Origin of the sequence: Pseudoalteromonas luteoviolacea, from assembly GCF_021654285.1 — a bacterium.
GTDB classification, from domain to species: domain Bacteria; phylum Pseudomonadota; class Gammaproteobacteria; order Enterobacterales; family Alteromonadaceae; genus Pseudoalteromonas; species Pseudoalteromonas luteoviolacea_J.
Genome location: NZ_JAKFZS010000003.1, coordinates 36,007 through 62,496 on the forward strand (window position 1 = coordinate 36,007; position 26,490 = coordinate 62,496).

Below are 26,490 nucleotides of genomic sequence, written 5' to 3' on the forward strand. Positions count from 1 at the left end.
CCACCAGCATGTTTACGCAGTATATTTACCGCTTGGGCTCCAATCCCAAGCGCAGTTTAAAATTCTTTTTTACGGGTATTGGTATTTTTATAATCGCGATGGGTCTGTTCGCATTGAGTTATTACCATGATCCAAGTTGGCGCATTGCGGGTCTTGCGGTGCTTTTCCCAGCGTTAGGTATCGCAGGTTATGGGTACCTTGGGATCTTTGCAAATCGCTTCTCGCAAGTTATTTCAGCAAGGAATTCTGCGCGTCGAGCTTTCGATAACGGTAAATCAAAGTAATACCGCGCAGTGCCATAAAACAGGTCATGGCCAACCAAAGTGCATGGTTGCCATGATCTAACAATAAAAATACTGGTAAGAAAAACCCAAATAGCGCCGAAAATATCATGCTATTGCGCATTTCACGTGCTCTAGTTAACCCGACAAAAACACCATCAAATAAAAAGCAACTCATCGCTATCAATGGCAATATAATCAGCCAAGGTAAGTAAATTAAAGCTGTTTCGACCACACTTGGGATTGTGGTAAGCATGCCAATAATACTTGGTCCAAATAGTGCAAATACAAAACAATACAACAAAGCAAAAAGGCCCCCCCATAGCGTACTTACAGCGACCCAAGCTTTGAGCTTTTCAACATCTTTTGCTCCTTTGGCTTGGCCAACTTTGGCCTCTACCGCGTACGCAATACCATCCATTGCAAAGCTAACCAACATTAAAAAGTTGAGTAAGACAGCATTGGCGGCTAATGTATTCTCTCCTAATCGCGCACCATAAAAAGTCATAAAGCTAAAGCACAGCTGCAATACCAAAGAGCGAATAAAAATATCTTTGTTGAGTGTAAGTAAATGCAGCAAGTGCGCCCGATTGGGCATTAGCCAAGTAAATGTCCACCCCTTTCTTTTGAGTAATGCAGCGGTTAAGTAAAACGCCAACATTAAAGCACTGTAATCTGCAATCACCGACGCCCAAGCCGCGCCGGCTACACCCCATTCAAACCCGATGACAAACAGTAAATCTAAGCTGATATTCACCAAATTCGTAAATAACACAATATAAAAAGGCCCTTTGCCATATTGCAGCCCGAGCATAAAGCCCAACAAGACCAAATTCATCATGGCCGCTGGTGCACTGTATATACGAATTGAAAAGTATAATGATGCTTGCTCCATCACCTCCACACTTGGTTTTGCCAAACGCTCAATCATGTCGAGTAAAAATGGAGAGGATGCAACTAAGGTCAACGCAAATAGCATTGCGATCGCCAAACTGGCCAATAAGGACTGATATGAACGCGCTTGATTTTGCTCACCAAAAGCCTGTGCGATTTCACCTGTGGTACTCATACGCAAAAAGCTGGCTAACCAAAATAGTAAAGCAATGCTGCCCGAGCCCAATGCAATACCCGCTAAGTAATGAGCATGACTTAAATGTCCAATAACAGCCGTATCAACTAATCCTAACAGGGGCACCGAAATATTTGATAAGATCATCGGCGCTGCGAGAGTAAGTAGTGGAATATGATAAGGTGTACGCAGGTAATGAAAAAGCTTCATAATTTAATTCTATTTGTTGGTTTAGTCAGTGCTCAAGCACACAGTGCGACTATATTACAATATCATCATGTCAGTGAGAAACTGCCACCAGTGACGAGTGTCAGTGAGGACACATTCAAAACCCACTTAGAGTTTTTGAAAAAGGGCAATTACAACGTCATTGCTCTTGATAAATTCATTGAGCATTTACAACAAGGTAAGTCTCTGCCTGTGAATACGGTTGCAATCACTTTTGATGATGGCTATGACAATAATATCGAAGCCGCTGCACCATTATTAGAAGCTTATAACTTTCCTTATACTATCTTTGTCAATCCACAGTTAATTGACGAAAGGCAAAGCTATGTCATGACATGGGATGAACTAAGAACCCTATCAAAACGCGGCGCCATCATCGCGAATCACAGCGCCAAGCATGACTACCTGCACTTACGCAAAGAAGGTGAAACTGAACTGCAATGGGAAAAACGTATAAGACATGACCTTACTTGGTCTCAACAACGGATCAATGAAGAAATTGGGCACAATTACCCATATATTGCTTATCCCTATGGTGAATTTGATAGTGCATTGCAGACGCTTGTTAAGGAGTTAGGCCTCATTGGCATAGGTCAGCATTCAGGGGCCGTGGGCCCAACAACAGATTTCACCCGAGTACCGAGATTCCCCTCTTCTGGCATTTATAGCAATTTAAAGACACTCAAAGTAAAAATTAACTCGATCCCATTCGACATTGACAAGCTGACTTACACCAACTCCGTCACAACAGAGCGAAAGCCATCATTTACTTTGTCGTTTAACAGTATGGACTTTAGCCAGGGCCAATTGGCATGCTTTGTATCTGGTATTGGTAGAGCAACATTAACTTGGACTACAAAACACCAAGTCACGGTGACCACACCTGAGCCGTTACCAAACGGGCGTTCCCGATATAACTGTACCGCTCCTTCAAAAACGCACAAAGGCCGTTTTCATTGGTTTTCTCAACCTTGGGTAGTACAAGAGAAGTAATATACTAGCGGCTAGCAGAGTGGAGTAACGCTTTTGCCATGGCATCCAGCGAGACCACTTTGCTCGCGGCATCTAACTCAACTGCCGCACGGGGCATACCCCATACTACACATGATGCTTCATCCTGTGCAAAGGTACTTGCTCCGGCATCTTTTAACCGCAAAAGGCCCTGTGCACCATCAGATCCCATACCAGTTAATAGTGCAGCATGGACGTTTTTTGCAATCGGGATGAGCGAATCAAACAAGACATCAACGGCCGGTTTGTGACGATTTACTTTCTCGCCATCACTAAGCTGGCAAACTAACTTAGTGCCCTTTTGAACAATTAATAAATGCTTATCTCCTGGAGCAATAAATACTTTGCCTATACCTAGTTCATCACCTTCTTGTGCTTCTTTCACGCTCACTTCACAGCACTTATCCATGCGCATCGCAAAAGAAGCGCTAAATACCGGTGGAATATGTTGCGTCACCACCACTGGCGGGCTGTTACTTGGTAACTTCGTTAAAACCTCTCGTAGCGCCTCAGTCCCACCCGTTGAAGCACCAATAGCCATCACACTGCGGGCTTGATATTTTGCATCTGAGGCGATAGCAGGCTTTGTGCCCAGGTGCTTATCCGCTTTAAATGGACGCACTCTAGCCCGACTGGCTGTGCGTATTTTTTGATATAGTACATCTGCATAAGCTTCTAGCTGCTCAGCCACATTCGACATAGGTTTAGCGATAAAATCAACCGCACCAACCTCTAGCGCTTCAAGTGTCTCGGGAGAGCCTTTTTGGGTGAGTGTAGACAACATCACAACGGGCATTGGCCGTAACCGCATGAGATTTTTAAGAAAACTCAAACCGTTCATTTTCGGCATTTCTATATCCAGCGTCAGTACATCGGGTTGCAATACCTTTATCATATCCCTCGCTTCATAAGGGTCTTTGGCTGCTCCAACGACCTCAATGTCTCCTGCTTGCTCTAGCACAGCCTTTAGAACAGCTCTGAGTAAGGGGGAGTCGTCTACTATCAAAACCTTTATCATGGCGTATTACTCTAAAATAGCTCGATATCGGTTTTAGCATCTTGTGCCTCGATATCATGTAGGTACTTAACCTCACGTTTCTCAATCGTATCATTATGTACCTGTCTCAGCTTTTTGACTTTTGCAGTACCCGACTGGGGGTGAAATACAACCTTTCTCGGCCAAGGCCCACCGACATCATGGGAGACCAACTCAAGGTTTTCTTCTTCCACATATGCCTGAGCAAAACGAATATTACCAACACCTATGTCTGTCATGGCACTGATAATTTTACCACCACCAAATAACTTCACCTTCAAATTGGCGCGGCTTGCGCCATTTTTAAGTACTTCGTTAATTAAGAACTCCATAGCCCAATTGCCATAACGACAATTAAAATCATCAGAATGTACATTGGTTATGTCTTTCATCTTTTGAGCACCTGGCAGCATAAAGTGGTTCATTCCACCGATCCCAAGCTTTTCATCGTATATACATGCAGCGATGCAAGAGCCTAGCACTGTAGAAATCAATTCATCATTTTTTGAGACATAAAACTCACCCGGTAAGACCTTAGCTACAACCGTGCTGCGCCCAGCATCCCAAAAGCGCTTTACGTGCTCAAAACCGCTTATGACTGGCCTAAAGTGGTTCATGATGCATCTACCCTCTTGTACATGGTTTTGCCTAAATTCTTAAAATCCCTACGCTCTTTACTCATGGTTTCTGAATGACCAATAAATAGGTGACCGTGCGATGCCTCTAGCATTCTATGGTAGCCGTCAAATAGCGTATCTTTTGTCTCTTTATCAAAATAGATCAGTACATTTCTACAAAATATCAAATCAAATGGACCTCGCATTGGCCAGGGTTCAAGTAAATTTAGTCGCTTAAAGTAGATAAAGCTTTTAAGTTGCTCTTTTACTCGATACTGACTGCCATCACTGCTTTTTAAAAACCACTTTCTCAAATGGTCATCATCAAGTCCTGTGACAGACTGACTGCTATAAACACCTTCGGCCGCCTTTTTTAGCACATTTGAATCAAGGTCAGTGGCTAACACCTTGACATCCCAATCCGATGGAAACTCGCCAGCAACCGTCATCGCGATACTGTAAGGCTCCTCACCTGTTGAGCAACCCGCTGACCAAAAACGTACCCTTTTCGTCGATTTATTCTCTTCTTTGATACGCGGTATAAGGTGCTCTTTCAAATAGTCAAAATGATGTGACTCGCGAAAGAAAGAAGTGAGATTCGTTGTGATCGCATTAATGAAGTGACTAAACTCCTGCTCACTACTGTTATCTAAGAATGCTAAATAATCTTCAAACGAGCTCAGACCATTTGCCCTTATCCGTCTTGCTAAGCGTGAATAAACCATCTCTCTCTTATGCGGCCCCAATACAATGCCACATGCGCTATACACTTTTTCAGAGACCTTTTGAAAATCCGTATCAGTAAATGGGAACTCTTTCATATACTCATTAAGCTTAAATAGTGTGATTAACAGCAGCCGAATACATACCGCCGATTTAAGACTGCCTCGCAGAGCTTAGAGGCTAGTCTAATATACCTGCTAAGATTAAAACTCTTCCCACTCTTCTGAGTCATCTGCAAAACGGTTTGCAGGCTCGGGGACTCTTTGGGAAATATCCGCCGTGACATTGGCAGATGTATTATTCAACTGCCGACTTTGGCCATTCTGTACCGTAGGCCTTTGAGACGTCGTCAATCTCTCTGGCTGCACATTGCTAAGCGGTGTCGACGAGCTTGACGCTGAAGAATCACCCACATTGAAGAAGTTCAATAGCCTTCTCATATCGTTCGCTTGCTCAGCCATAGACTCTCCGGCCGCTGAAGCTTGTTCGACCAATGCCGCATTTTGCTGAGTCATTTCATCCATTTGCGACACGGCTTTATTAACTTGTTCAATGCCTGAGCTCTGCTCTTCGGAGGCCTCTGCAATATCGGATATCATTTCCGTAACACGTTTCACCGCAGCAACAATCTCTTTCAAAGTCGCACCAGACTCATTCACCAGTAGTGTACCGTCTTCAACCTTGCCCACACTGTCTCTAATCAAATCTTTAATTTCTTTTGCTGCACCTGCTGAGCGCTGCGCTAAGTTCCTCACTTCGCCAGCCACGACTGCGAAACCACGCCCTTGCTCGCCAGCCCGAGCAGCTTCCACTGCGGCATTCAAAGCAAGTAAATTCGTTTGAAATGCAATTTCATCGATGACACTAATAATATCGGCAATCTTTTTACTCGACTCGTTAATTTCAGACATACTCGCAACGGCTCTGTTTACTACCTCACCACCTGTTACCGCCTTTTCACTGGTCTCCGCAGCCAGTTCGTTAGCCACTTTGGCATTGTCTGCATTTTGTCTAACCGTACTGGTCATCTCTTCCATACTCGAAGCGGTTTCTTCAAGGGATGACGCCTGCTCTTCTGTTCGCTGACTTAAATCCGCATTACCTTGAGAAATCTCTTCAGCACCACTGGCAACCATAGCCGCAGATGAACTAATCCTATTAAGTACTTCAGTGAGCTTATCTGCTGTTGTATTCGCGTCTTGCTTTAATTTGTCGAATGCACCGTTATAATCAGCATTAATTCTTTGTGTCAAATCACCATTAGCAAGTGCGTCGAGCATATTCACCGTATCAGACACAGCATCATCCACAAGAGACACTAAACCATTGAGACCTTGAGCCAATCGAAGGTAAAATCCTTGCTTATTATTTTCATTCAGGCGCACCGCTAAATTGCCATCACGGGCAGACTCTACAAGCTCGTTCACCTCAGACTCGATGGCAACTTCATCCGTTCTATCTTCCCACTCAACCACAGTGCCAATACGCTCACCGTCGGTGCCTATAATGGGATTTGCCACCAAGCCGAAGGTGCGACCACCAACCTTAATTTCAGTCTTATAAGTCTCGGTTAAATTTGTCACCATACGCCGCTGATGAGCAGGATTTTTATGGAAAACATCGATGTTTTCGCCCATCAACTTAGCACTGTCAAAATTAGGTAAGTCCTGACGTATATCACGCTCTGCATTTTTCATCATTGAAGTCACGGCATCATTCATATAAACAATATTAAAATGACCGTCAGCTATCATGGTATTGGTTGCCACGTTATCTAATGCACGACGTACACGGAGGTTTTCATTGGCAGTCTTTCGTTCTTCTTGCTCTTTCGCTAAACGTTCCGTTTTATCTTCCCACTCAACCACAGTACCAAGACGCTTACCACTGCTGTCTTGCACAGGCGTTGCTATCAAGCCAAAAGTAAAGCCTGCAACTTCAATGTCTGTCTCAAAAGTCTCCGTCATATTGCTCAATAGGTTTCTTTGATGACTCGGGTTTACATGGAATATATCGATATTTTGCCCAATCAATGTGTCGACATTAAATCTAGGAAGCGCCTCTTGTAGCTGTGTCTGATTTTTTCTCAACATACGAATCACAGATTCGTTAGCATACACAATATTGCAATCATCATCCGCCAGCATCACATTGGCCTGACATACATTTAAGGCACTGGAAATACGCGCATTATTCGCAGCTTCTCTTTGTTGCTTTTGCTCCAAAGCCAATTGCTCTGTTAAATCTTTCCATTCTACCAAGGTCGCAATACGCTCATTATTTTTGTTAAAAACAGGTGTTGCTATTAAATCAAAGGTGAGCCCAGAGACAGTTATTTGCGTTTTATACACCTCACGTAAGTTGGCCAATAGGTTCCGTTGATGACTTGGATTAGCGTGAAACATATCTATATTAGTACCAATCGTCGTTGCGACATTAAAGCTAGGTAGATCTCTACGAAGTTGGTGCTCATTTTGTCTCAACATGGCAGTAACCGAATCGTTCATATAGACGATGTTTAAATCGCCATCGGCCACCATGATATTCGCTTGGCAACCTTTCAAGGCAAGTAGCAAGCTTTCAGTGTGGTCGTCTTCATGCTCATCTTCGTGGCTTTCAACCGTTGATAACATTCTATAAAGCTGAGGGAAATCTGATAAATCAAGCTGCTCAAACTGTTCTCGGTTACTTACCGTCATAAAAGGAAGTGCAGAATAAACCACTGCAAATTTCCCAACTACTGACGACAAACCCAATTTTAAAAATACCAGAGCTGCCGCACTACCCAGCAATGGAATAGTAAATGCTACCATCCTAATTTGCTCTGATTCAGCTTGTCCTAGCTGAGCACCAACAATGACACTAATAACCAGAATTATACCAGCTACCAAAATCTTGTTATTAATACTGCTTTGGATACTCTGTTCGCTCATTTCGACCCCCAATTAGCCTTTGAGTCCACTTTTATCACTCAAATCTAGAACCTTTTCTAGATTTAAAAGCACAACCATTTTTTGCCCTACATTGACTAAGCCATGCACAAAATAAGCATTATCTGAGTCCTGAAAATCAGGCACATCTTTGGCTTTTTCTTCTGCAATGCTGTACACATCAGATACAGCGTCCACGACTAGCCCCATAATTTTTTGTTGATCTTTAATTTGCACAGAGACCACGATGACAACGGTAAGCGGCCCATACTCGATTGCGCTGATCCCAAAACGCATCCTTAAATCAATAATTGGTACAATCGTGCCGCGTAAATTCATCGCCCCTCTTACAAAGTTCGGTGAATTGGGAATTGTGGTAACAGGCTCCCAACCACGGATTTCCTGAACAGCTAAAATATCCATGCCGTATTCTTCATCGTGCATCATAAAGGTCAAAAACTGCTTTTCATCTGACTCACCATCAAACATGAGCTGCTGATTTACCTCGACTTGATCAATCATACTGGCTCTGCCTCCTCACCTTTCAAGTCAACCAGCAATTCCGTCGAGCCAGGTCGACGTAGCCCGCTAAGCTTAATGAGCCCACTAATATCAATAATTAACGATACCGTCCCATCGCCTAAAATAGTCGCTCCTGAAATCCCATCGACCTTTTGATAATTTGCTTCCAAACTCTTAATTACTACTTGCTGTTGAGCCAGTAAATCATCAACCAGAAGGCCAATTTTGTAGTTATCGCTTTCAACCACAACCAACAATGTTTTATCTAACTCTTCACGTGCGCCTTGGTGACTAAAAATATCGTACAGTCGTAAAATCGGAATATACTCGTCACGCAATCTCAGTACTTCTAAACCTTTACCAACTTTACTCACTTTAGAGATATCAATTTGCAATGACTCAACAATAGAAATAAGCGGAATAATATAAGTATGGGTCGCAACTTGAACCAGTTGGCCATCTAAAATTGCCAAAGTCAGCGGCAACCTAATTGTAAATGTTGATCCCACTCCCTGCTTTGACGTGACCTCCACAGAGCCGTTTAACGCCTGAATATTTCTTCGCACCACGTCCATACCGACGCCGCGACCAGAGATATCGCTTACGCTATCAGCAGTGGAAAATCCAGGCATAAATATCAGCTCATTCACCTCTTCTACACTGAGTTCATCCGCCTCGCTGATCAGGCCATTTGCAATGGCTTTACTGCGTATTTTTTCCGTATCTAGGCCTTTGCCATCATCCATGATTTCAATCACAATATTGCCGCCTTGATGAAACGCATTCAAAGTCACTGTGCCAACGGGGTCTTTACCGTTGGCGATACGTTCTTCTGGCGTCTCCAATCCGTGATCTAATGAATTTCGCACCAAGTGCACCATCGGGTCTGACAGTTTCTCCATCACCGTTTTATCTAGCTCGGTTTGCTCACCAACCAACTTTAATTCGACTTGTTTATTAAGCTTTTGCGAGGTATCTCGAACCAAACGAGGAAAACGACTAAACACAAAGCTGATAGGCAACATGCGAATACGCATGACATTTTCTTGTAAATCGCGCGTATTATGGGCAAGCTGTGTTAACCCCTCTTGAAGCGCTGCAATACTCGATTCGGTAATTTCTTGGTCGCCTATCTGGCTAAGCATCGCCTGAGTGATCACCAGCTCCCCAACCATATTGATTAAAGAGTCGACCTTGTCTATACCAACACGAATAGAAGTCGCGGTAGAGTCTGCTGACTTTTTAGTGTTTTTCGCTGACTCAACCTTTTTCTGTACTGCTGCAATATTTTCGTCTGCTTTAGGTGCAGGTTCAGCTTTTATTTCAGGCGTTGATGCTTCAGTGACAGAACCTGGTTCAGATAAATCAGCAGCCTCTGATATATCTATTTCCGCTGCCGCATTTGTATCATCTTCAAATAACCCACCGCATGCTTCAATTTTTATATCTGCATCATCTTCAACCCATTCAAATATTTCAGAAATGGCTTGTTCAGGCTTACTGGTTGTTAAAAAGAACCGCCAGTGTAAAAAGCAGTCTTCAGGGTCAAACTCTAAAAAGTCAGGGATCCCATCATGGAACGCTGTCACTTCCAGCTGGCCCAACTCGGCCAACTCAGAAAACATGTAAAGTGGCTCGTTACCCGTTTTGAATAGATGTGGCTCTGGTTTAAAATCTATTTGGTAGGTCGTGCTTTGTAGCGCTTGTGTAGTATCTTCTTGCGGTTCCCCCTCAGCTTCCTCTGCCGATTCCCCACCGAGTATTGCTTCAAATCGTGCTTTGAGCTCATTTGACTCGCTTAAATCTGGCTCTTCTTCAGCTTGCAAAGCTCCTAATAATCCACGAACACAGTCAACCGACTTTAAAAGTAAATTCACATGCTCTGCGGTCAGCGTCCTCTGTCCATCTCTAATTTGGTCAAGTAACGTTTCGAGTACATGTGTGAAATCTGACACTGACACAAATCCAAATGTGCCGCTGCCACCTTTAATCGAATGCGCCGCTCTGAAGATGGTATTAATGGTCTCAGAGTCTTCTTTGCCAGGCTCAAGATTTAGAAGCTCAGCTTCCATCGCGTCAAGACCCTCAAAGCTCTCCTCAAAGAACACATCAAAAAACTGGCTTAAATCTATACTCATGCCTATACCTCGTTGGTACTAGCGAATGACTTTCTTCAATACAGCTAATAATTGATCCGGATTAAAAGGCTTTACAATCCAGCCTGTTGCACCTGCAGCTTTACCTTCACTTTTTTTATCAAGTCCTGATTCTGTCGTTAACATCAGTAGCGGGGTAAACTTATAGTTTGGTAAGCTGCGTAACTCCCTTATTAACGTGATCCCATCCATCACTGGCATGTTTACATCAGATATCACAGCATCAAAACCTTGTTGCTTTGCCAAATTTAATGCTTCACTACCATCCTTTGCTTCTGTGACGTCAAACCCTGCTTTTTTAAGAGTAAAGCCAACCATTTGTCTCATTGAAGCAGAATCATCCACAGCTAAAATCTTTTTCATATTGACCTCTTAAATCTTACTGCTAAAGGATAAAATTTCGGTTAAACCAAGTTGTTCTACAGACTCAAACAAGATAGGACTATCACCGTGCCAAGTTATTTTTTGATCAAAGTTCATGAGCCTTTTTTGCAACGCACACAACATTTGGACCGAAGCTGTATCAACCTTAGAAACATCGTTAATATCAATGCATATTGGTTGCCCCGACTCTAATTCTTGAACGAACGACTGATAGAGTTCTTCGACTTTATTGATGGCTAACTCAGAAGGAAGTTTAATCATGTGCTTGGCACATTCCCTGTAAAAGTTATAGATAAGATTAGATTAGACGTTGATGATAAAATTGCCAAAATTTAGGCAAAAGAAATAAAAATATTATTAACTTAGAAACAAGTACACACCACTATAGGCGTGATTTACTGGTATTGGAAATGATTTCAAAATCCGCAATGATATACTCGATATTTACTGTCGGCACATGACCTTTTTTGAATTCAGGTTTAAAGATTGCGGTCAACTCACCACTGGGGTTTATCAAAGCAATGGATGCACTGTGGTCCACATAATATTCCGTCTCTTGTGCCTCATTAATAGCATAAATTAATCCTATATCTCTGACGAAAGGGAATAAGTGCTGATGGTCATGTGTCACAGCTAAGAAGCTATCATCAAAATATCCAATATAGTCTTTGCGTTGCGTCGGTGTATCTCGATGTGGGTCAACGGACACAAACCACACCTGAGTATTTTCAAACTCACTGATTTTCTTATTAATATGCGTCAGCTTTGCCAACGTCATAGGACAGATATCCGGACAGCTGGTGTAACCCAAAAATAGTAAATTCCACTGCCCTATTAGGTGCTCATTTGTCACAACCTGATTATTTTGATCTTTCAACTCAAAGGGCTTTAATAATTTGGGGCTCGGATATACCACCGTCAATTCGGAAACTTGTTTGGGTTGCGAGCACGACAATATTGCAGATGATAATAAGACCAATAAAAGTAAGCGCATCAGAACAGCAACTTATCAATAAATAATGCACAGAAGAGTAGCAATAAATAACTGATTGAAAAACGAAAAACTTGCATCGCCGACTCCGACTTTGATTCAAAATACAAAAGTGTCACTTTTTGCAAAAAACGGGCATTTAAAAAGCATGAAATAGCAAGATAAAATACTCCTGACATATTAATTAAATATGGCAATATACACACCAAAGTTAATAAAACGGTATAAACGAGCATGCATAGTTTTGTAAAATAAACACCATGTGTTACGGGTAACATAGGCACATTAGCACGTTCATAATCTTGTTTTCTGGCGATAGCAAGCGCCCAAAAATGGGGCGGGGTCCAGGTAAAAATGATCATCACCAGTAACCAAGGTTCAGCACTCATCGTGCTTGTTTCACTCACCCAGCCCAGCAGCGGCGGCATTGCCCCCGCTAAACCACCAATCACTATATTTTGGGGAGTGGAGCGTTTTAGGAAAACCGTATACACAACTGCGTAGCCAAACAGCGCCAATACAGTTAAAAAAGTACATAAGAAATTGCTGTATACCACTAGCAGCACACTGCCTACTATGCCAATGACAAAAGCAAATATATAAGCTTGCGGCACACTCAGCTGCTCCTGCACTAGAGGTCGATGCCGAGTACGTACCATATGTTTATCTCTTGCTCGGTCTAAAATATGATTGATGGCTGCCGCAGAGGCCGACACTAGGCCGATCCCAAATAAAGCACCTAGCTGTAGCCATATACTGCGGCCTGATTCAGGGGCTAACATAATGCCAACCCACGCAGTAAGCACCAGCATTAAAACAACTTTGGGCTTACATATATTTAAGTAGGGTTGAATATATTTTGATATGCCTTCGAATGCATGTGTATATTTTGCTAACTCTACATTCATACCCATATCTGCCTCGCTCGAGAGAGTAAAAAACAGGCTCTGACAAGTGCCAATAACAATAGAGCAGCCATTAAATTATGAAATAGCGTCAGTAAAATTGGGAATTTGAAATACACAATTATCCCCCCAACAGCAACCTGAAAAAGCACCAATGTGGCAACTTGATTAACTGCTTTGCGAATAATAGGCTGAGATATTTTGAAATGAACAAAAACCGCCATTGCAACCAATGCCAACAATGTCACACTGGCCCATATACGGTGCATCAAATGGATTGATAAACGCGTTTCAAATGGTAATACACCATATTCATAGGTGCTTGACGGCTTTGGCAGCTCAAGTAAGCTTGACCATGAGAAGAGCTCGCTATTTGAACAAAGCGGTAACCCCGTGCAATGTGGTGCTGCATAATTCGCAGCCAACCAACCACCTAACGCAATTTGTAATACCAAAATACCTGTACAGACCACCCCCACCTTTAAACAAGTAGATGCCTGAGCTTCATATTCAACAGATGGTGGTGCCGCTCGTAAATACAGTAAGGTCAACAGAGACAATACGGTGAAGCCCCCCAGTAAATGCCCCATCACAACAAATGGCTGCAAATTCATAGTGACTGTCCACATACCAAGTAAGGCCTGCACACCAATCATCAATACCAAAGTGCTCGCCAAGACCTTTGGGGCATGTTGCGCCTTAGAACGTATGATGACTGCAAACAACAACACGACAACTAAAGCTAAACTCCCAGCAAAGTACCGATGGATCATTTCAATCCAAGCTTTACGTGGTTCAATCTGACTACTTGGAAATTTTAGCTGTGCAGCAGTAATTTCGTGTACTTCATTGGGCACAGTTAAAAAACCATAACATCCAGGCCAATCTGGACAACCCAGCCCTGCATTGCTCAACCGCGTATAAGCACCGAGTACCACCACACAAATGGCCAGCATACACGCAAACGTGATAGTTCGTTGAAGTACAGTAGACATATCGCCTCCTTACTGAGAACGAGCATAATTTAAGAGTTTTTTCATGTCCTTCAATAGCCCTTTGAGCACCAATCTATTTGCTTCAGGATCAGATTCATAGGGGTATTCCAAAACCACTAGGCCATGTTTATCCACTAAATAAAACGCGGCGGGCATGAGCTTTTCTTGTATGGTTTGAGCGACTGGCTGCTCACCATCTCCAACAAGCACGATAGCCACCTTGCTACGGTGCTTACCCAGTGCAACATCTAAGTTTTCAACATTGCCTTTTTGTACATCGCATGCAGCCAAGCACCCATTAGGCACATTTAAAACGATACTCCATAGCTTGCCTTCAGGTATAACAGGCAGCCAAACATCTTGCTTTAAAAAGCTACCATTGTTCGTCGTTGAACCTGGCTTAAAATCTAATTTAAGTACGGTTATTGCCATGATCACAGGTAAAATAAAGCAGCCAATAAACAACCCAAGTGTTTTATTCATACGCTTAAATCCTTAGACTTTTTCTGGTGGCAAAGTAAGCAATCACACCTGCAGATAAACCAATCAACAGCCATTGCAATGCGTAGGCGCGATGTTTATCAGGGCTCATTACCACAGCTTTATAGTGTGGTGTTACCCCTTGAATAACACCTTGCTTGGCTATCAATAACTGCGATGAAATCGGCAACTTTGATTCCCGTTCAAAATACGACCGCTCCAAATACTGCAAAACATTATGATGATATGCACTTTGATCAGGGGAATTTGCTAAAGTAAACCCCGACCAAGCGCCTATTTTGAACTGCACATTGACTTCAATTTCATTGACCGGCAATGCAATTACCGGTAACTGACTTCGACTGTCGCCAGCTGGCACAAAACCAAGGTTAATAACAAACAGCGTGTCATTATTGTCAGCCTCGAACAAAGCAATCAAATCATAACCCACTTGACCGTGCAGAATTTGATTGTCCAGTAACCACCACTGGCCTGGCACCAACTTACCTTTTACATCTACCTTTGCTCCCTGCCAGTTGTCAGTGCTTTCAAAATCTCCAAGCACCTTATTATTAAAGCGCTCAGACAACATTGAGAGCTGTACTTGCTTGTCGCCTGCCCGCTGCCATTGCCAATAAGATAACCTGAAACAAACAGACATCACGATAGTGACTGCAAAAATGACCACAACTGTACTAGTCTTTTTATTAAACACGTAAAGGCAGACTCCCTTATGCTTATTAAATGGATTATCACAGCACTTCTTTTGGTTATTCTTTATCACCTTTTTTATGCCCTATTCGTGATGCTCCAAGGGGCAGAAAAATCGAAAAGCATGTCTCGAATACTTGGAAAACGCGTGATATTTTCACTTATGGTTATGCTCTGCATTACGCTTTCTAGTCAGATGGGACTGTTTAACTTCAATCCCCAGCCGAGTGCTAAATCACATACACAAACACAAACAAACATAGCCAAACAACATCAACAAAGTGCCAATACCAAGCAGCAGCCTGAAACGCAAAATGTTGATTAGAATCTAAGTGCCCCTTTAGAACTCGCAGCCACACCACCAGTAACATCAACGCACCAAGCGTTACATGCATACCATGAAAACCAGTGAGCATAAAAAACGTATTGCCATAAATACCAGAATCGAGTTTCAAACCCAGCTCAGTGTATGCATGTATGTACTCTTCAACTTGCAAGCCTAAAAAAACGAAACCTAATACAATGGTCGCGCCCAAGCACACTTTTAATTTCAATCGTTCATTTTGTTCAATGGCTGTATGGGCAAAGTGTAAGGTAACGGAAGAGGTCAACAGAATAATGGTGTTTATTAAAGGCAACCCTTGCCAAGGCATCGCTTGCGTTGCGGTGCCGTCAGGCGTTGTTAAAAGCGGCCATAAAGCTTCAAATTGAGGCCACAACACTTCATTGGTCATCACATTATTGCTGCTACCACCTAACCAAGGTATTGCAAACATCCGAACGTAAAACAAGGCACCAAAAAATGCAGCAAAGAACATCACTTCGGAAAATATAAACCACCCCATGCCTTGGCGAAAAGATCGGTCCATTTGTGCGGAATACAGACCGCTCATAGATTCATCGATAACGTGACGGAACCAGCCAACGATCATGCCAATTAAAATGACAATACCAGCAAACAATACCCAAGCACCTGAGCTGGCATCCTTACCCAATTGCATCACAGTTAACCCAGCTCCGACAGCAATGAAAAACATTGCAACAGCCCCCACTATTGGCCAAGGACTTTGCTCCGGTACGTAATAGGGTTGGTAACTCTTATCCATTTTTAGGTCCTCTTACTGGGGTTGATTGTATTAAGTAATACTGTGAAACAAGCAGACCTTGTAGCTGCTCGCCACTGTATGCAGTTTCACTCTCAGTAATGTCATATAAAGTGTAAGAAAGGGTTAATTCCTGCACATCCTTGGGCAATTCAGTGTCAACGTAAAACCGCAATATAAATTCCATTGACTCATTTGCGGCTAATGGCTGTTGGTCAAAGCAAAAGCAAGCTAACTTATGTAAATATTTAGCAGCTTGTCCCGGAGACACAGAGGGAATGGCTTGCATAACTCGGGCGGTATCACTTAAGTTTTGTGCAACAAAACGGACTTCTGATAGCTTACCCGGCTGAACGCTCACAGAGTACTCTAGGGCTTTCACTTGAAAAGGGGCGCTACTTTTAGCATGCGTTGTAAAACTCACCTCTACTTGTCGTGAGTCGTCGATACTTGTACTTTGCTCAGCCACAACAAGGTCAACTTTCCCATTTAATCCAGTTATGTCACAAAAGACGTCGTATAACGGTACTAACGCAAATGCAAAAGCAAACATGCCCAGTACAGTCAGAACTAATTTTCGTATCAGTGCCGTATGCATTAGTCCACCTTTGGCGGTGTTGAGAACGTGTGATACGGTGCCGGTGATGCCACTTGCCATTCCAGCCCTTCGGCACCATCCCATACTTTGTCTTCGGCAGGCTTTCCGCCAGCGACACACTTAAACACAACAGCGACAAAGAGTAATTGGGATAATCCAAACGCAAAGCCGCCCACACTAATAATCGCGTTGAAGTCAGCAAACTGCAGTGCATAATCAGGGATACGTCTTGGCATCCCCGCTAAGCCAACAAAATGCATTGGAAAGAACAATACATTTACGCTGACCAGTGATAGCCAAAAATGCCATTGTGCTAGGGTCTCGTTGTACATATTTCCCGTCCATTTTGGCAACCAATAATAAGCGGCTGCCATAATAGAGAACACTGCCCCTGTGACTAATACATAATGGAAATGTGCTACCACAAAATAGGTATCATGATACTGGAAGTCTGCAGGCGTTATCGCCAACATCAGTCCTGAAAACCCGCCCAACGTGAATAGGACAATAAAAGCAATGGCAAACATCATGGGGATCTCAAAACTTATTGAGCCTCGCCACATCGTTGCAACCCAATTAAAGACTTTAACCCCCGTTGGAACAGAAATGAGCATAGTTGCATACATAAAAAACAATTCGCCCGCTAATGGCATGCCCGTGGTAAACATATGATGCGCCCAGACGACAAACGACAGTAAAGCAATCGACGAGGTGGCATAGACCATAGAAGCATAACCAAACAGCTTTTTGCGTGAAAATGTTGGCACTATGGTGGAGATAATGCCAAATGCAGGCAGTATCATAATGTACACTTCAGGGTGCCCAAAGAACCAAAAAATATGTTGAAACATAACGGGATCTCCACCGCCCGCAGCATCAAAAAAGCTGGTGCCAAAATATTTATCGGTCAACACCATAGTCACTGCTCCTGCCAAAACGGGCATCACCGCGATAAGTAAAAAAGCAGTAATTAACCAAGTCCAAACAAATAATGGGAGTTTCATCCATGTCATGCCAGGCGCTCTCATATTCACTATGGTTACAATCACATTGATTGCGCCCATAATAGAGCTGACCCCCATAATATGAACGGCAAAAACAAATAGTGCCGTATTATCGTTGCTATATGTCGTGGATAAAGGCGCATAAAATGTCCAACCAAATGCTGGACCGCCTCCTTCCATGAACAGAGATGCCAACAAGATCGCAAATGCAAAAGGTAAGATCCAAAAGCTCCAGTTATTCATTCTTGGTAATGCCATATCTGGCGCGCCAATCATCATGGGGATCATCCAGTTCGCAAGACCTGTAAAGGCAGGCATAACTGCACCAAACACCATAACTAACCCATGCACAGTCGTCATTTGATTGAAAAAATGTGGGTCGACAAGTTGCATACCCGGCTGAAATAACTCAGCGCGGATCACCATTGCCATCGCACCACCGGTAAGAAACATCAGCAGAGAAAACAGTAAATACAATGACCCGATATCTTTGTGGTTAGTAGTAAAAAACCATCGTTTTAAACCCGAAGGTGCCCCATGATGATCATGAGATACAGCTTGCTCTTGCGCGGTAGTCGACATTACTCTTTCTCCTTAGTCTCATCAATGAAGGCCTGTATTTGCCCAGGCTGAACTACCTCTTGGGTATCATTCCCCCAGCTATTTCGTTTATATGTGATCACGCCAGCTATTTCTGTCAGAGTTAATTGCTTTCCAAATGCTTGCATTGCTGTGCCGGGCCGACCATTGACCAATATATCGATGTGCGTTTTGAGCTCGCCATTAACAACTGGACTGCCCTTCATTGCTGGAAAGACGCCAGGTAAGCCAAGCCCTGTTGGCTGATGACAAGCTGCGCAGTAAGCCATATATACTTTTTCCCCCGTTGCCATCAGCTCACCTTTAGACAGCGTAGCGCCTACTGATGCGGCTTCAGCCTGTTCGGCTGTAGCTTTAGCCTGCTTTGCATCTGCAAGCCACAAATCGAAATCATCGGGGGAACGTGCGTCTACCACAACGGGCATAAAGCCATGGTCTTTACCGCAAAGCTCAGCGCATTGACCTCGGTATATTCCAGTTTCATTAACTCGGGTCCATGCTTCATTGATAAAGCCTGGATTTGCGTCTTTTTTCACTGCAAAGTCAGGGACCCACCAAGAGTGGATAACATCATCCGATGTGAGCAAAAAACGTACTTTCCGATCAGTTGGAATAACCAAAGGTTTATCGACTTCGAGTAAGTAGTGCTCATCTTTTTCTTGCAAGTTAGCAATCTGATCTTTTGGCGTAGATAACACAGAGAAAAAGTCAACATCATGACCCATGTATTCGTAATGCCACTTCCACTGAGAGCCTGTAACCTTAATTGTTAAATCGGATTTACTAGTATCTTCCATGGCTATCAGCGTCTTTGTGGCAGGGATAGCCATCACAACCAAAATCACAAACGGAATTGCAGTCCAGATAATCTCGACTTTGGTACTCTCATGAAATTGAGCTGGTTTAGCGCCTTTGGACTTGCGGTGATGTATTAGCGCCCAAAACATCACTGAAAATACAATAACGCCAATCACACAACAGATGAGAAAGATCGTCATGTGTAGTTGATAAACTTCATTACTTACATCCGTTACCCCTTGGCGCATGTTGTAATCACTGGCAACGGTGTGAAAGCTCACCAACATGAGTGTTAAAAAATAGAACAACTGTGATTTAGCAAGATTCATGTGACGTCTCCGTTCCCTTATATTTTTTGGCTCAAAGGGTTTTTATTATTGGATGACTGTCAATAGGCATTTGTTGCCTAAACTGCATGACTTCTTTAACGATTAGTAAAAAAACAGTCAGCTTGCAAGTTTTGTTTGCGGAATTCTCATATCAGGTTTGAGCATTTACTTTATGATTGAAAGCAGCTTAAAGACATTGAAACAAAGTGGAAGGTAAAGCATATAAAGATGGACTATAACTAGTATAAACAGAGGGGTAAATAAAAAGCTGCGACCTTGCTTGAAGAGCAACATAGTTCATATGTTGCTCGGTCAAACGGCTAAGTAATTACATTAGCAAGTTTGACTGCCTGTTTGATGATCAGTGCCTGTAATAACACATCTGTCTACAGTACGTCTGGCAGTATTACAACCAAACGTATCGTAATCGTAAAAACCACCGCCAGTAACTTTTGGTGTTACATCTTGTGCAATTGATTGACTATTTTTAGTCAACGACTTTAGTTTTGATTTTTTAAGCGTAATATTAATTTTTATTCCTTTTAAAATTATGCAATTAATTGAAAACAAAAACTAACAAAGTAGAAAAACCACATCAACAAAAAACCCAAAAAGATATATAACAAAAAATACCGTTTAAATTTAAGTTATATAGAATTTATAATTATTAAAAACATCTGATTTATTAAAATTAAATGACACTAACAGTAATTAGCAGAGCCAGTTCTAAGAAATGAAAACGATAATATTAAAAAATGAAGAGTAACTTAAGTAAAAATATGATGTGCAAACGCTACAAATAGCAGCAGCAAATACACCGCTACTGCCAACAAGATTGAAGTCAAAATTTCAATATTTTGTGTTTGATATCCACAAGCTTATTAACGAATCGTGTCTCCCGTTGGATCTGTACCTGTAATCACACACATTTGTCCATTTTCAGGAAAAGTATGACAGTCCGTAGAATCATTGTGGCAATCCATTGTGTCTGGTAAGCATCTGTAGCTTGCATAGCTACTACCGCCAGCAATATTTGGCGTCATATTATCAGCAATTGAGTTGCTGCTTTTGGTAAGTGATTTTAGTTTGGTTTTTTTTAGCTTCATGTTCATAACATTATTCCTTGTATCAATAAAAATTATCTAAGCAATCTACTGTGGCAGCGAATTACATAGGGGCAGGACCGCTTGTTCCTGTAATAACACAAAATTGGTCAGGGCTAGGTGCCGTATGGCAATCCATTGAATCGTTATTGCAAGCAGCTGTATCAGGCAAACACCTATAACTTGCATAGCTACTACCGCCAGCAATATTTGGTGTCATACTATCAGCAATTGAATTGCTGCTTTTGGTAAGTGATTTTAGTTTGGTTTTTTTTAGCTTCATATTCATAGTGTTATTCCTTTTTCTCAATAAAAAATTATATGGTTGCTTTACTGTCATCGTGAATTGCTCAGGGACCTGTAATGACAGAAATTATCTAGGCTAGGTATCATATAGAAGTCCAGTAATTCGTTCTTGCATGCAGCTTTACAAGGCAAATTCCTATAACTAACTTAGCTTAACTTGATGTCACCTGATACCCTATTGAACGACTACTTTGAGTTAACGACTTCAATTTGTTATTCCTGATTTATATATTCCTATTCATAGGGCCAAAATTAACGTATCCAGAAAAAAACCAAAAATCAACAGCTCAAAAACAAGAAATGAAATGGGAAAAAAAATTAACATTAAGCACATATGCTTATGAATAAAAAATAGAAAAAATAAACAAAAATAAATTTCAAAATTGAAAAAGAAACCAACATGAAAAGAATGAAGTATTAAAATCAAAAAGCACTTTACACTTTCTATAAATCACCAAAAAAAAGCAAAAGGCTAATTAAATAGAATAAAATTAAGAATAGGAATTAATGAGCATTAATTTAAAAAACATTCAATAATGAGATTTAAGATTAAGCATAAATAGAAGTAAAAATATTATAGCCCAGATAGTACCGAGCTATAAAAGATATAACCAGTGAGCAAACAGGTTGCTCACTGGTAGGTTTGTTAATAAGGTGAAGTTCCTGTAATATTACATGCCATACCAGGTTCTGGCGCAGTGTGGCATAGATCAATTTCACAATTAGTAGGCATCGTTGGCTCATAACTACCACCACCCCCACCTGGACGACTACTACCGCCAGCGACATGAGGGGTCATATTTTTACCGATTGAGTTATGGTTTTTAGTTAACGACTTAAGCTTTGTTGTTTTTAGTTTAATATTCATTTTCTTTTTCCTATTTTCTATAATATCCAAACTCAAATTACCCACTTTAAAAACAAACCACAATCAAATATACCTTATAAAAAACACAAGCTTTACTAAATAAAAAATTAGAAAAACATTTTAAAAAAGCAACCATTTATAACTTTAATAAAAGCGATGTATTTCTTCTAAATATTTCCTGATTAAAATACAGTTAAAAGGTGTGTCGCAATCATTTTCATAGTCTGCTCATTCTCTTCATGTCCAGTTGTCACTAGTATTAAATCTAATTCATCAATCAAAACAATATATTGCCCTCCCCCTCCTTGTGCTGAGCGAGTAAAATAACGTTTATCATCAATCAGCATTTCTGCCTGCCACCAGTAATAGCCATAACTTGGTAGCTTCACTTTATCTCCTGTGAAAAATATATCGCTTTCATTAAGTGCCACTATTTTGTTGGTTGATTTAGCCAAATACTGTTTGGGGATCAATTGCTCACCCAGCCACTGTCCGCCAGACTTAACTAACAAACCTAGCTTAACCATATCCCTTGATGTCAACGCTGCGCCATATGCCCCGATAGGTAAGCCGCCATCTCCTTCATGCCATTGATAATTAAAAACCCCTAATTTGTTAAAAAGCGCCTGTTCGATAAATGCTTTCGCACCACCGGGGACCACCTTATTGAGCACAAGCATTACAAGTGCAGGATCTTCGCTTTGGTAATTAAAAGTTTGCTTTGAGGGTTCAATTGGTGATGCTGATGACAGCAGCGCTTGCAACTGAGTATGAGTGCTTTTCCCGCCGACCTTTGTGCTTAACGCCGCATATAATTCGCGTTTAATGCGTAACCCTGTTTGCATCGTTAAAGCTTGATGTAAAGTAATCCGCTTAGTCCCTGGTGAGAGCTGCTCCGAATTCAAGTTATGGAAAAACGATACAATGGGTTTGTCCAAATCCATCATTGTTAAATGGCCAAGGGCAATAGCTCGGCCTAGCGCTAAACTCAGTATTGCTTTAGTAACAGACGCTTGACGGTGAAGTTTATCAATTCGCCCCTGTAAATAATAAGACTCAAAAATCAGTTTGCCTCCCTGAACAACCAGCAAACTATCGTACTTACCAAACTTTTGCGTGTTTATGGCCTTCACAAATTCATTGAGCTTGGCTTTATTAGCATTGGTGCTATCAAATTTACCAACTTGAATACCATCATTTAACTTCTCTGGTGCATAACTAATATAAGGTACCTCAGGCTGAGATAACTCTGAACGTGGCAGCACCTGCTCTTTGGCCCCAACCTTCGGTGTTTCTGACGTTCTAACAGTAGCCGACACATTTGTCACAACCAAAACAAAAATACCACTCAATATGATCAACCATTTATTAGTCAGTTTATTAACAAGTAATGTCATTGGACTCTCCCTCACACTCAAATTATTTCAATACACAAGCAACTTTTTATAGATTTGATAACCATGAAATACCTCTCGCTACCGTCATGGGCACCGCTTGTGCGTGATCTCCTTCCATCACTTCATGTGTTAGAGATAAATGACTTTGCTTATGTGCCTTTAATTTAGAAAGCAGAGCATCAACATGTGTTTTAAGGCGTGCTTCTTGATCGCCGTATGAGATAAATACATTTGCTTTAAGCTGTTTCTGCTTACCTAGCAATTCACTTAAATAGTCCACGCTACCACCTAAAGCCGGGCTCCCTAATATATAGTGATTAAAGGTATCCGGTTGTGCCGCTAAAGCGTACACCCCAAATTGTCCACCCAGTGAATAACCAAAATAGGTGCGCTGTTGTGGTAATGTGCGATACAGTTTCTCAACCATCGGGATCACCTCATCGCTAATAAAGGCAAGGTGCAGCTTTGCCTGACCAAATTGATATTTGCTTTGACGCACTTTATCTTTAAAAGAAACCGCAGTGTAATCACGGAAACGGCTAGCATATTCACCAGATTCGGCCTTACTTACTTTATCTATGTCTTTTTGCCACGAAATACCCACTAAGATCGCGTCTTCCATCAAAAACCGCGTAGTAGATGTTAAGAAATCTATATGCCACACTGCGTCAGTATAATAAATCACCGGAAAACGGCGTTTGGGATCTTTATCATACTCATCAGGCAATTTTATCAATAACTCATATTGCCCATGTTGATGATGATTTTTAATGGGCACCACCTGTGTATTTGGCATGGTATATGGCTCAAACTCAGTGGCCTGTATGCTAAAAAAAGGGATAAACGCAAGCAGTAATATTAAATAATTTTTCATCATTCTCTTCCTCAATTGCGCAAACTGCGCTGTCTCATATTCAGAATTTAAGCCTCAGCATAACGAGAAGAAAATGATTTACATGGGGTATTGCTGACGTCTCGCTGACGTCTTATAGATATCCTAATAGAAAATTAATTAGTCTTTTTTTCATGGAGTTATGTTTGAACTTCAAAAGACAAATCGGTATGTTTATTTGATTAACTGTGTATTCAAGCATTTTCCCTTTGATAAACCTGACTAGGATAAATCATGCAGCAACAGTATTGGGTGGACGACTTTTATATTGATGTATCTCGAAATCAGATCACCTACCAAGATCACACCCAAACGCTGGCACCTAAGGCGCTAGCTGTACTTACTGTACTGGCAAAACATCAAGGTGAGGTGTTGAGCCAAGACACTCTACTTGACGCAGTTTGGCCGGACGTGATCGTATCTCCTAATACCCTGCAACGCAGCATTGCGCAGCTTAGAAAAGCATTTGGTGACGATGGTAAAGCACAAGGGTTCATCAAGACCCATGCTAAGCAAGGCTACAGCTTAGAAGCAAACGTTCAGTGGGGTAACAACAAATCCAAAGCAGCGTCCCTCTCTAACATGGTATTATCAAACAATGCACAGCTCGAACACGCTTTACCAGCAAAGCAAAACACCCCACAGAATGATAAAAACAGCGCCTCTACATTCAAATTCGCATATGCTGCTGTTGGAGGTTTGCTTGCTATAGGTGCTCTAGCACTACTATATAAACCACAGCCACAGACTCTAAATATCACCAAACTTACGGCACTCACCGCAACTGATAATAGAGAAAATGCGGGGATCTACTCACCTGATGGCGACTATGTGGTGTTTCATCGCTATGAAGACCGCCTCTGTATCAACAATATTTGGGCCAAAAACACGCAAACTCAAGCCGAATTTCAGCTCACACAACAGCTCAAGTCAAACGGTACACATACCTTCTCTGCAGATGGCAACACCCTATACTTTGTACAAGAGCAAGATTGTCGACAGCCCATTACACAAAAACTATGTTACCAGCTAATGAGTTTAGACTTTGCCAAATCTCTGATATCCCCACAACAACCCACAACCCTCATGGAGTGTAAAAACTCTCGGCTGCGTGCACCTAACTGGATGAACGGCGGCAGCCTGGCGTTATTGCAGCAACATGATACAAGGTGGGAGTTGATCCGTTATGCAATAGAGAGCAAAGAAAGTCAGATAATATATGGCTCAGAGGATGATAACGTTATTTCATATGCGTATTCTAAAAATGAAAACCTGATCGCTCTGACCACAGTTAATACCAATAATGAGTACCATCTCGTACTTGTTTCACCCCAAGGAAAAGTACGCTCTAAAACGGCCATTCAATACCCAACAGAAATCGCACGATATCGCTTTATTTATCCCAGCTTCTCACCGCTTGATGAAAAACTGGTATTCAGCACTGGACGGCAGTTATTCACGCTCTCCTATGATGGGCAGATTGAAAACGTCAGCTTGCCTCTAGACGAACCAATGGGGTCACCAAATTTTCACCCTGACGGCGACCGCATACTAGTGATTAAAGGCTTTTATGATCGAGACATCGCCTCTTTCTCATTCGCCCAACCAACCACGGTTACGGCACAGACAGACAATACTTTTCCTCAAGCAAAATTCGATATAATTGAACGCTCGATTTCATCAGAAGGGAGTGCTGTATTTCAGCCAAATGGTGACAAGTTGGCTTTTCGCTCACAACGCTCTGGCATTGATCAGGTTTGGATAAGTGATGGGCAAAGCAGTCAACAGCTCTCAAACTTTGCGATGGACAGCTATATTGAGGGATTAGTTTGGTCCCAAGATGGCCAAAGCCTTATGGCTAATTCAGCGAAGGCGTTGTACCAACTTGCGTTAGATCGCAGCACTCAACACTTTGCTTTCCCCATGCCCATTGAACAACTTTTCGATTGGGATAGCGAACAACAAACTGCACTGGCCAATATTCGTGTGGCAGGGCTGATTCAATTTGCACAACTCGATTTACGAGCATTAACCTATACGATACTCCGAGAGGCACCGGTTAATTGGGCACAGTACAGTGACAATAAACAGATTATTTATACCGATCAGCTCGACAGATTTTGGCAAACAGCCACAATAGAAGATACTTTTATCGATGCTCTTATTACTCAAGGCAGTGATAAACGCTTTGTATTTAAAAATAGCACTCTATATGGAGTCAATGAGCAATTTCAATTTTGGCGTTATAACCTTTCTAACGAGCAATTTGAAGTACTTACCCAGCTGCCAAAAACTCTCGATTACCTTACCGATGTACGAGGCACAACGGCGTTAATATCATTGCGTATAAATGCTAAAAAAGAGCTCGCTGAGCTAACTATCAGTAATTAATCAAAAAGATAAAAACCCAAACTCAGACGCACTTCAATCAATTTTGTTGCCGTCTAAACACA

The 26,490-nt window shown here is 41.9% G+C and carries 28 protein-coding genes; 4 read left to right on the forward strand and 24 right to left on the reverse strand.

What is annotated here, in order from left to right; genetic code table 11:
• Window positions 1-8: 8 nt before the first annotated feature.
• On the forward strand, window positions 9-284 hold the full coding sequence (locus tag L1077_RS02980) for a hypothetical protein (protein WP_237135539.1): 276 nt from the start codon (window positions 9-11) through the stop codon (window positions 282-284).
• On the opposite strand, the gene dinF is transcribed toward L1077_RS02980, so the two are convergent.
• On the reverse strand, window positions 229-1,560 hold the full coding sequence (dinF, locus tag L1077_RS02985; RefSeq protein WP_440589533.1) for an MATE family efflux transporter DinF: 1,332 nt from the start codon (window positions 1,558-1,560) through the stop codon (window positions 229-231). The two genes, L1077_RS02980 and dinF, sit on opposite strands and share 56 nt — an antisense overlap.
• Between dinF and L1077_RS02990 the strand changes: the two genes are divergently transcribed.
• Window positions 1,525-2,571, forward strand: coding sequence for a polysaccharide deacetylase family protein (locus L1077_RS02990; RefSeq protein ID WP_237135540.1), 1,047 nt, complete (start codon window positions 1,525-1,527; stop codon window positions 2,569-2,571). The genes dinF and L1077_RS02990 overlap by 36 nt on opposite strands.
• A 4-nt stretch (window positions 2,572-2,575) precedes the next feature.
• Here the strand turns inward: L1077_RS02990 and L1077_RS02995 are convergent, their stop codons facing one another.
• The 13 genes from L1077_RS02995 to L1077_RS03055 all read right to left on the reverse strand — a co-directional run bounded on the left by L1077_RS02995 (window position 2,576) and on the right by L1077_RS03055 (window position 15,043).
• A complete protein-coding gene (locus tag L1077_RS02995) occupies window positions 2,576-3,607 on the reverse strand; it encodes a protein-glutamate methylesterase/protein-glutamine glutaminase (protein WP_237135541.1) in 1,032 nt (343 codons plus the stop codon).
• A gap of 11 nt (window positions 3,608-3,618) precedes the next feature.
• The gene (cheD, locus tag L1077_RS03000) at window positions 3,619-4,242 is read right to left on the reverse strand and encodes a chemoreceptor glutamine deamidase CheD (RefSeq protein WP_237135542.1); all 624 of its coding nucleotides are present in this window, start codon (window positions 4,240-4,242) and stop codon (window positions 3,619-3,621) included.
• Window positions 4,239-5,063, reverse strand: a complete 825-nt coding sequence (locus L1077_RS03005; protein WP_237135543.1) for a CheR family methyltransferase — start codon at window positions 5,061-5,063, stop codon at window positions 4,239-4,241. The genes cheD and L1077_RS03005 overlap by 4 nt, the downstream gene beginning before the upstream one ends.
• Window positions 5,064-5,168: 105 nt before the next feature.
• Window positions 5,169-7,898, reverse strand: coding sequence for a methyl-accepting chemotaxis protein (locus L1077_RS03010; protein ID WP_237135544.1), 2,730 nt, complete (start codon window positions 7,896-7,898; stop codon window positions 5,169-5,171).
• Between the two features lie 12 nt (window positions 7,899-7,910).
• Window positions 7,911-8,417: a chemotaxis protein CheW gene (locus tag L1077_RS03015; protein ID WP_237135545.1), complete on the reverse strand. Its 507-nt coding sequence runs from the start codon at window positions 8,415-8,417 to the stop codon at window positions 7,911-7,913.
• Entirely contained in the window at window positions 8,414-10,555 is a 2,142-nt protein-coding gene (locus L1077_RS03020) for a chemotaxis protein CheA (RefSeq protein WP_237135546.1), read from the reverse strand. The genes L1077_RS03015 and L1077_RS03020 overlap by 4 nt, the downstream gene beginning before the upstream one ends.
• Before the next feature lie 18 nt (window positions 10,556-10,573).
• Window positions 10,574-10,936 (reverse strand): response regulator, encoded by a 363-nt coding sequence (locus L1077_RS03025; protein WP_046355948.1) that lies wholly within the window; start codon window positions 10,934-10,936, stop codon window positions 10,574-10,576.
• 9 nt (window positions 10,937-10,945) lie between these two features.
• On the reverse strand, window positions 10,946-11,218 hold the full coding sequence (locus tag L1077_RS03030) for an STAS domain-containing protein (protein ID WP_063361247.1): 273 nt from the start codon (window positions 11,216-11,218) through the stop codon (window positions 10,946-10,948).
• A gap of 121 nt (window positions 11,219-11,339) precedes the next feature.
• On the reverse strand, window positions 11,340-11,951 hold the full coding sequence (locus tag L1077_RS03035) for an SCO family protein (RefSeq protein WP_237135547.1): 612 nt from the start codon (window positions 11,949-11,951) through the stop codon (window positions 11,340-11,342).
• Window positions 11,951-12,856, reverse strand: a complete 906-nt coding sequence (gene cyoE, locus L1077_RS03040) for a heme o synthase (protein ID WP_237135704.1) — start codon at window positions 12,854-12,856, stop codon at window positions 11,951-11,953. Before cyoE ends, L1077_RS03035 begins: the two co-directional genes overlap by 1 nt.
• Entirely contained in the window at window positions 12,853-13,848 is a 996-nt protein-coding gene (locus tag L1077_RS03045) for a COX15/CtaA family protein (RefSeq protein ID WP_237135548.1), read from the reverse strand. The genes cyoE and L1077_RS03045 overlap by 4 nt, the downstream gene beginning before the upstream one ends.
• A 9-nt stretch (window positions 13,849-13,857) precedes the next feature.
• Window positions 13,858-14,331 (reverse strand): transmembrane cytochrome oxidase associated protein, encoded by a 474-nt coding sequence (locus L1077_RS03050; RefSeq protein WP_237135549.1) that lies wholly within the window; start codon window positions 14,329-14,331, stop codon window positions 13,858-13,860.
• A gap of 4 nt (window positions 14,332-14,335) precedes the next feature.
• Complete coding sequence (locus tag L1077_RS03055; protein ID WP_237135550.1) at window positions 14,336-15,043, reverse strand: SURF1 family protein; 708 nt, start codon at window positions 15,041-15,043, stop codon at window positions 14,336-14,338.
• A gap of 18 nt (window positions 15,044-15,061) precedes the next feature.
• Here L1077_RS03055 and L1077_RS03060 point away from each other — a divergent pair, with 18 nt between their 5' ends.
• Window positions 15,062-15,364, forward strand: coding sequence for a DUF2909 domain-containing protein (locus L1077_RS03060; protein ID WP_237135551.1), 303 nt, complete (start codon window positions 15,062-15,064; stop codon window positions 15,362-15,364).
• On the opposite strand, the gene L1077_RS03065 is transcribed toward L1077_RS03060, so the two are convergent.
• The 10 genes from L1077_RS03065 to L1077_RS03110 all read right to left on the reverse strand — a co-directional run bounded on the left by L1077_RS03065 (window position 15,270) and on the right by L1077_RS03110 (window position 24,022).
• A complete protein-coding gene (locus L1077_RS03065; protein WP_237135552.1) occupies window positions 15,270-16,145 on the reverse strand; it encodes a cytochrome c oxidase subunit 3 in 876 nt (291 codons plus the stop codon). The two genes, L1077_RS03060 and L1077_RS03065, sit on opposite strands and share 95 nt — an antisense overlap.
• Complete coding sequence (locus L1077_RS03070) at window positions 16,138-16,740, reverse strand: cytochrome c oxidase assembly protein (protein WP_237135553.1); 603 nt, start codon at window positions 16,738-16,740, stop codon at window positions 16,138-16,140. Before L1077_RS03070 ends, L1077_RS03065 begins: the two co-directional genes overlap by 8 nt.
• Window positions 16,740-18,326, reverse strand: a complete 1,587-nt coding sequence (gene ctaD, locus L1077_RS03075) for a cytochrome c oxidase subunit I (RefSeq protein WP_237135554.1) — start codon at window positions 18,324-18,326, stop codon at window positions 16,740-16,742. The genes L1077_RS03070 and ctaD overlap by 1 nt, the downstream gene beginning before the upstream one ends.
• The gene (gene coxB, locus L1077_RS03080; RefSeq protein WP_237135705.1) at window positions 18,326-19,429 is read right to left on the reverse strand and encodes a cytochrome c oxidase subunit II; all 1,104 of its coding nucleotides are present in this window, start codon (window positions 19,427-19,429) and stop codon (window positions 18,326-18,328) included. Before coxB ends, ctaD begins: the two co-directional genes overlap by 1 nt.
• Before the next feature lie 375 nt (window positions 19,430-19,804).
• On the reverse strand, window positions 19,805-19,966 hold the full coding sequence (locus L1077_RS03085; protein ID WP_237135555.1) for a hypothetical protein: 162 nt from the start codon (window positions 19,964-19,966) through the stop codon (window positions 19,805-19,807).
• A gap of 386 nt (window positions 19,967-20,352) precedes the next feature.
• Window positions 20,353-20,583 carry a hypothetical protein gene (locus L1077_RS03090; protein WP_237135556.1) on the reverse strand — a complete coding sequence of 77 codons (231 nt, stop codon included), beginning with the start codon at window positions 20,581-20,583 and terminating at the stop codon, window positions 20,353-20,355.
• 55 nt (window positions 20,584-20,638) lie between these two features.
• Complete coding sequence (locus L1077_RS03095; protein WP_237135557.1) at window positions 20,639-20,863, reverse strand: hypothetical protein; 225 nt, start codon at window positions 20,861-20,863, stop codon at window positions 20,639-20,641.
• A 663-nt stretch (window positions 20,864-21,526) separates the two neighbouring features.
• On the reverse strand, window positions 21,527-21,748 hold the full coding sequence (locus L1077_RS03100) for a hypothetical protein (RefSeq protein ID WP_237135558.1): 222 nt from the start codon (window positions 21,746-21,748) through the stop codon (window positions 21,527-21,529).
• A 182-nt stretch (window positions 21,749-21,930) separates the two neighbouring features.
• Window positions 21,931-23,145 carry a serine hydrolase domain-containing protein gene (locus L1077_RS03105; RefSeq protein WP_237135559.1) on the reverse strand — a complete coding sequence of 405 codons (1,215 nt, stop codon included), beginning with the start codon at window positions 23,143-23,145 and terminating at the stop codon, window positions 21,931-21,933.
• 46 nt (window positions 23,146-23,191) lie between these two features.
• The gene (locus L1077_RS03110; protein ID WP_237135560.1) at window positions 23,192-24,022 is read right to left on the reverse strand and encodes an alpha/beta hydrolase; all 831 of its coding nucleotides are present in this window, start codon (window positions 24,020-24,022) and stop codon (window positions 23,192-23,194) included.
• Window positions 24,023-24,271: 249 nt separating this feature from the next.
• Here L1077_RS03110 and L1077_RS03115 point away from each other — a divergent pair, with 249 nt between their 5' ends.
• Window positions 24,272-26,428, forward strand: coding sequence for a winged helix-turn-helix domain-containing protein (locus L1077_RS03115; RefSeq protein WP_237135561.1), 2,157 nt, complete (start codon window positions 24,272-24,274; stop codon window positions 26,426-26,428).
• The last annotated feature ends 62 nt before the right edge of the window (window positions 26,429-26,490 follow it).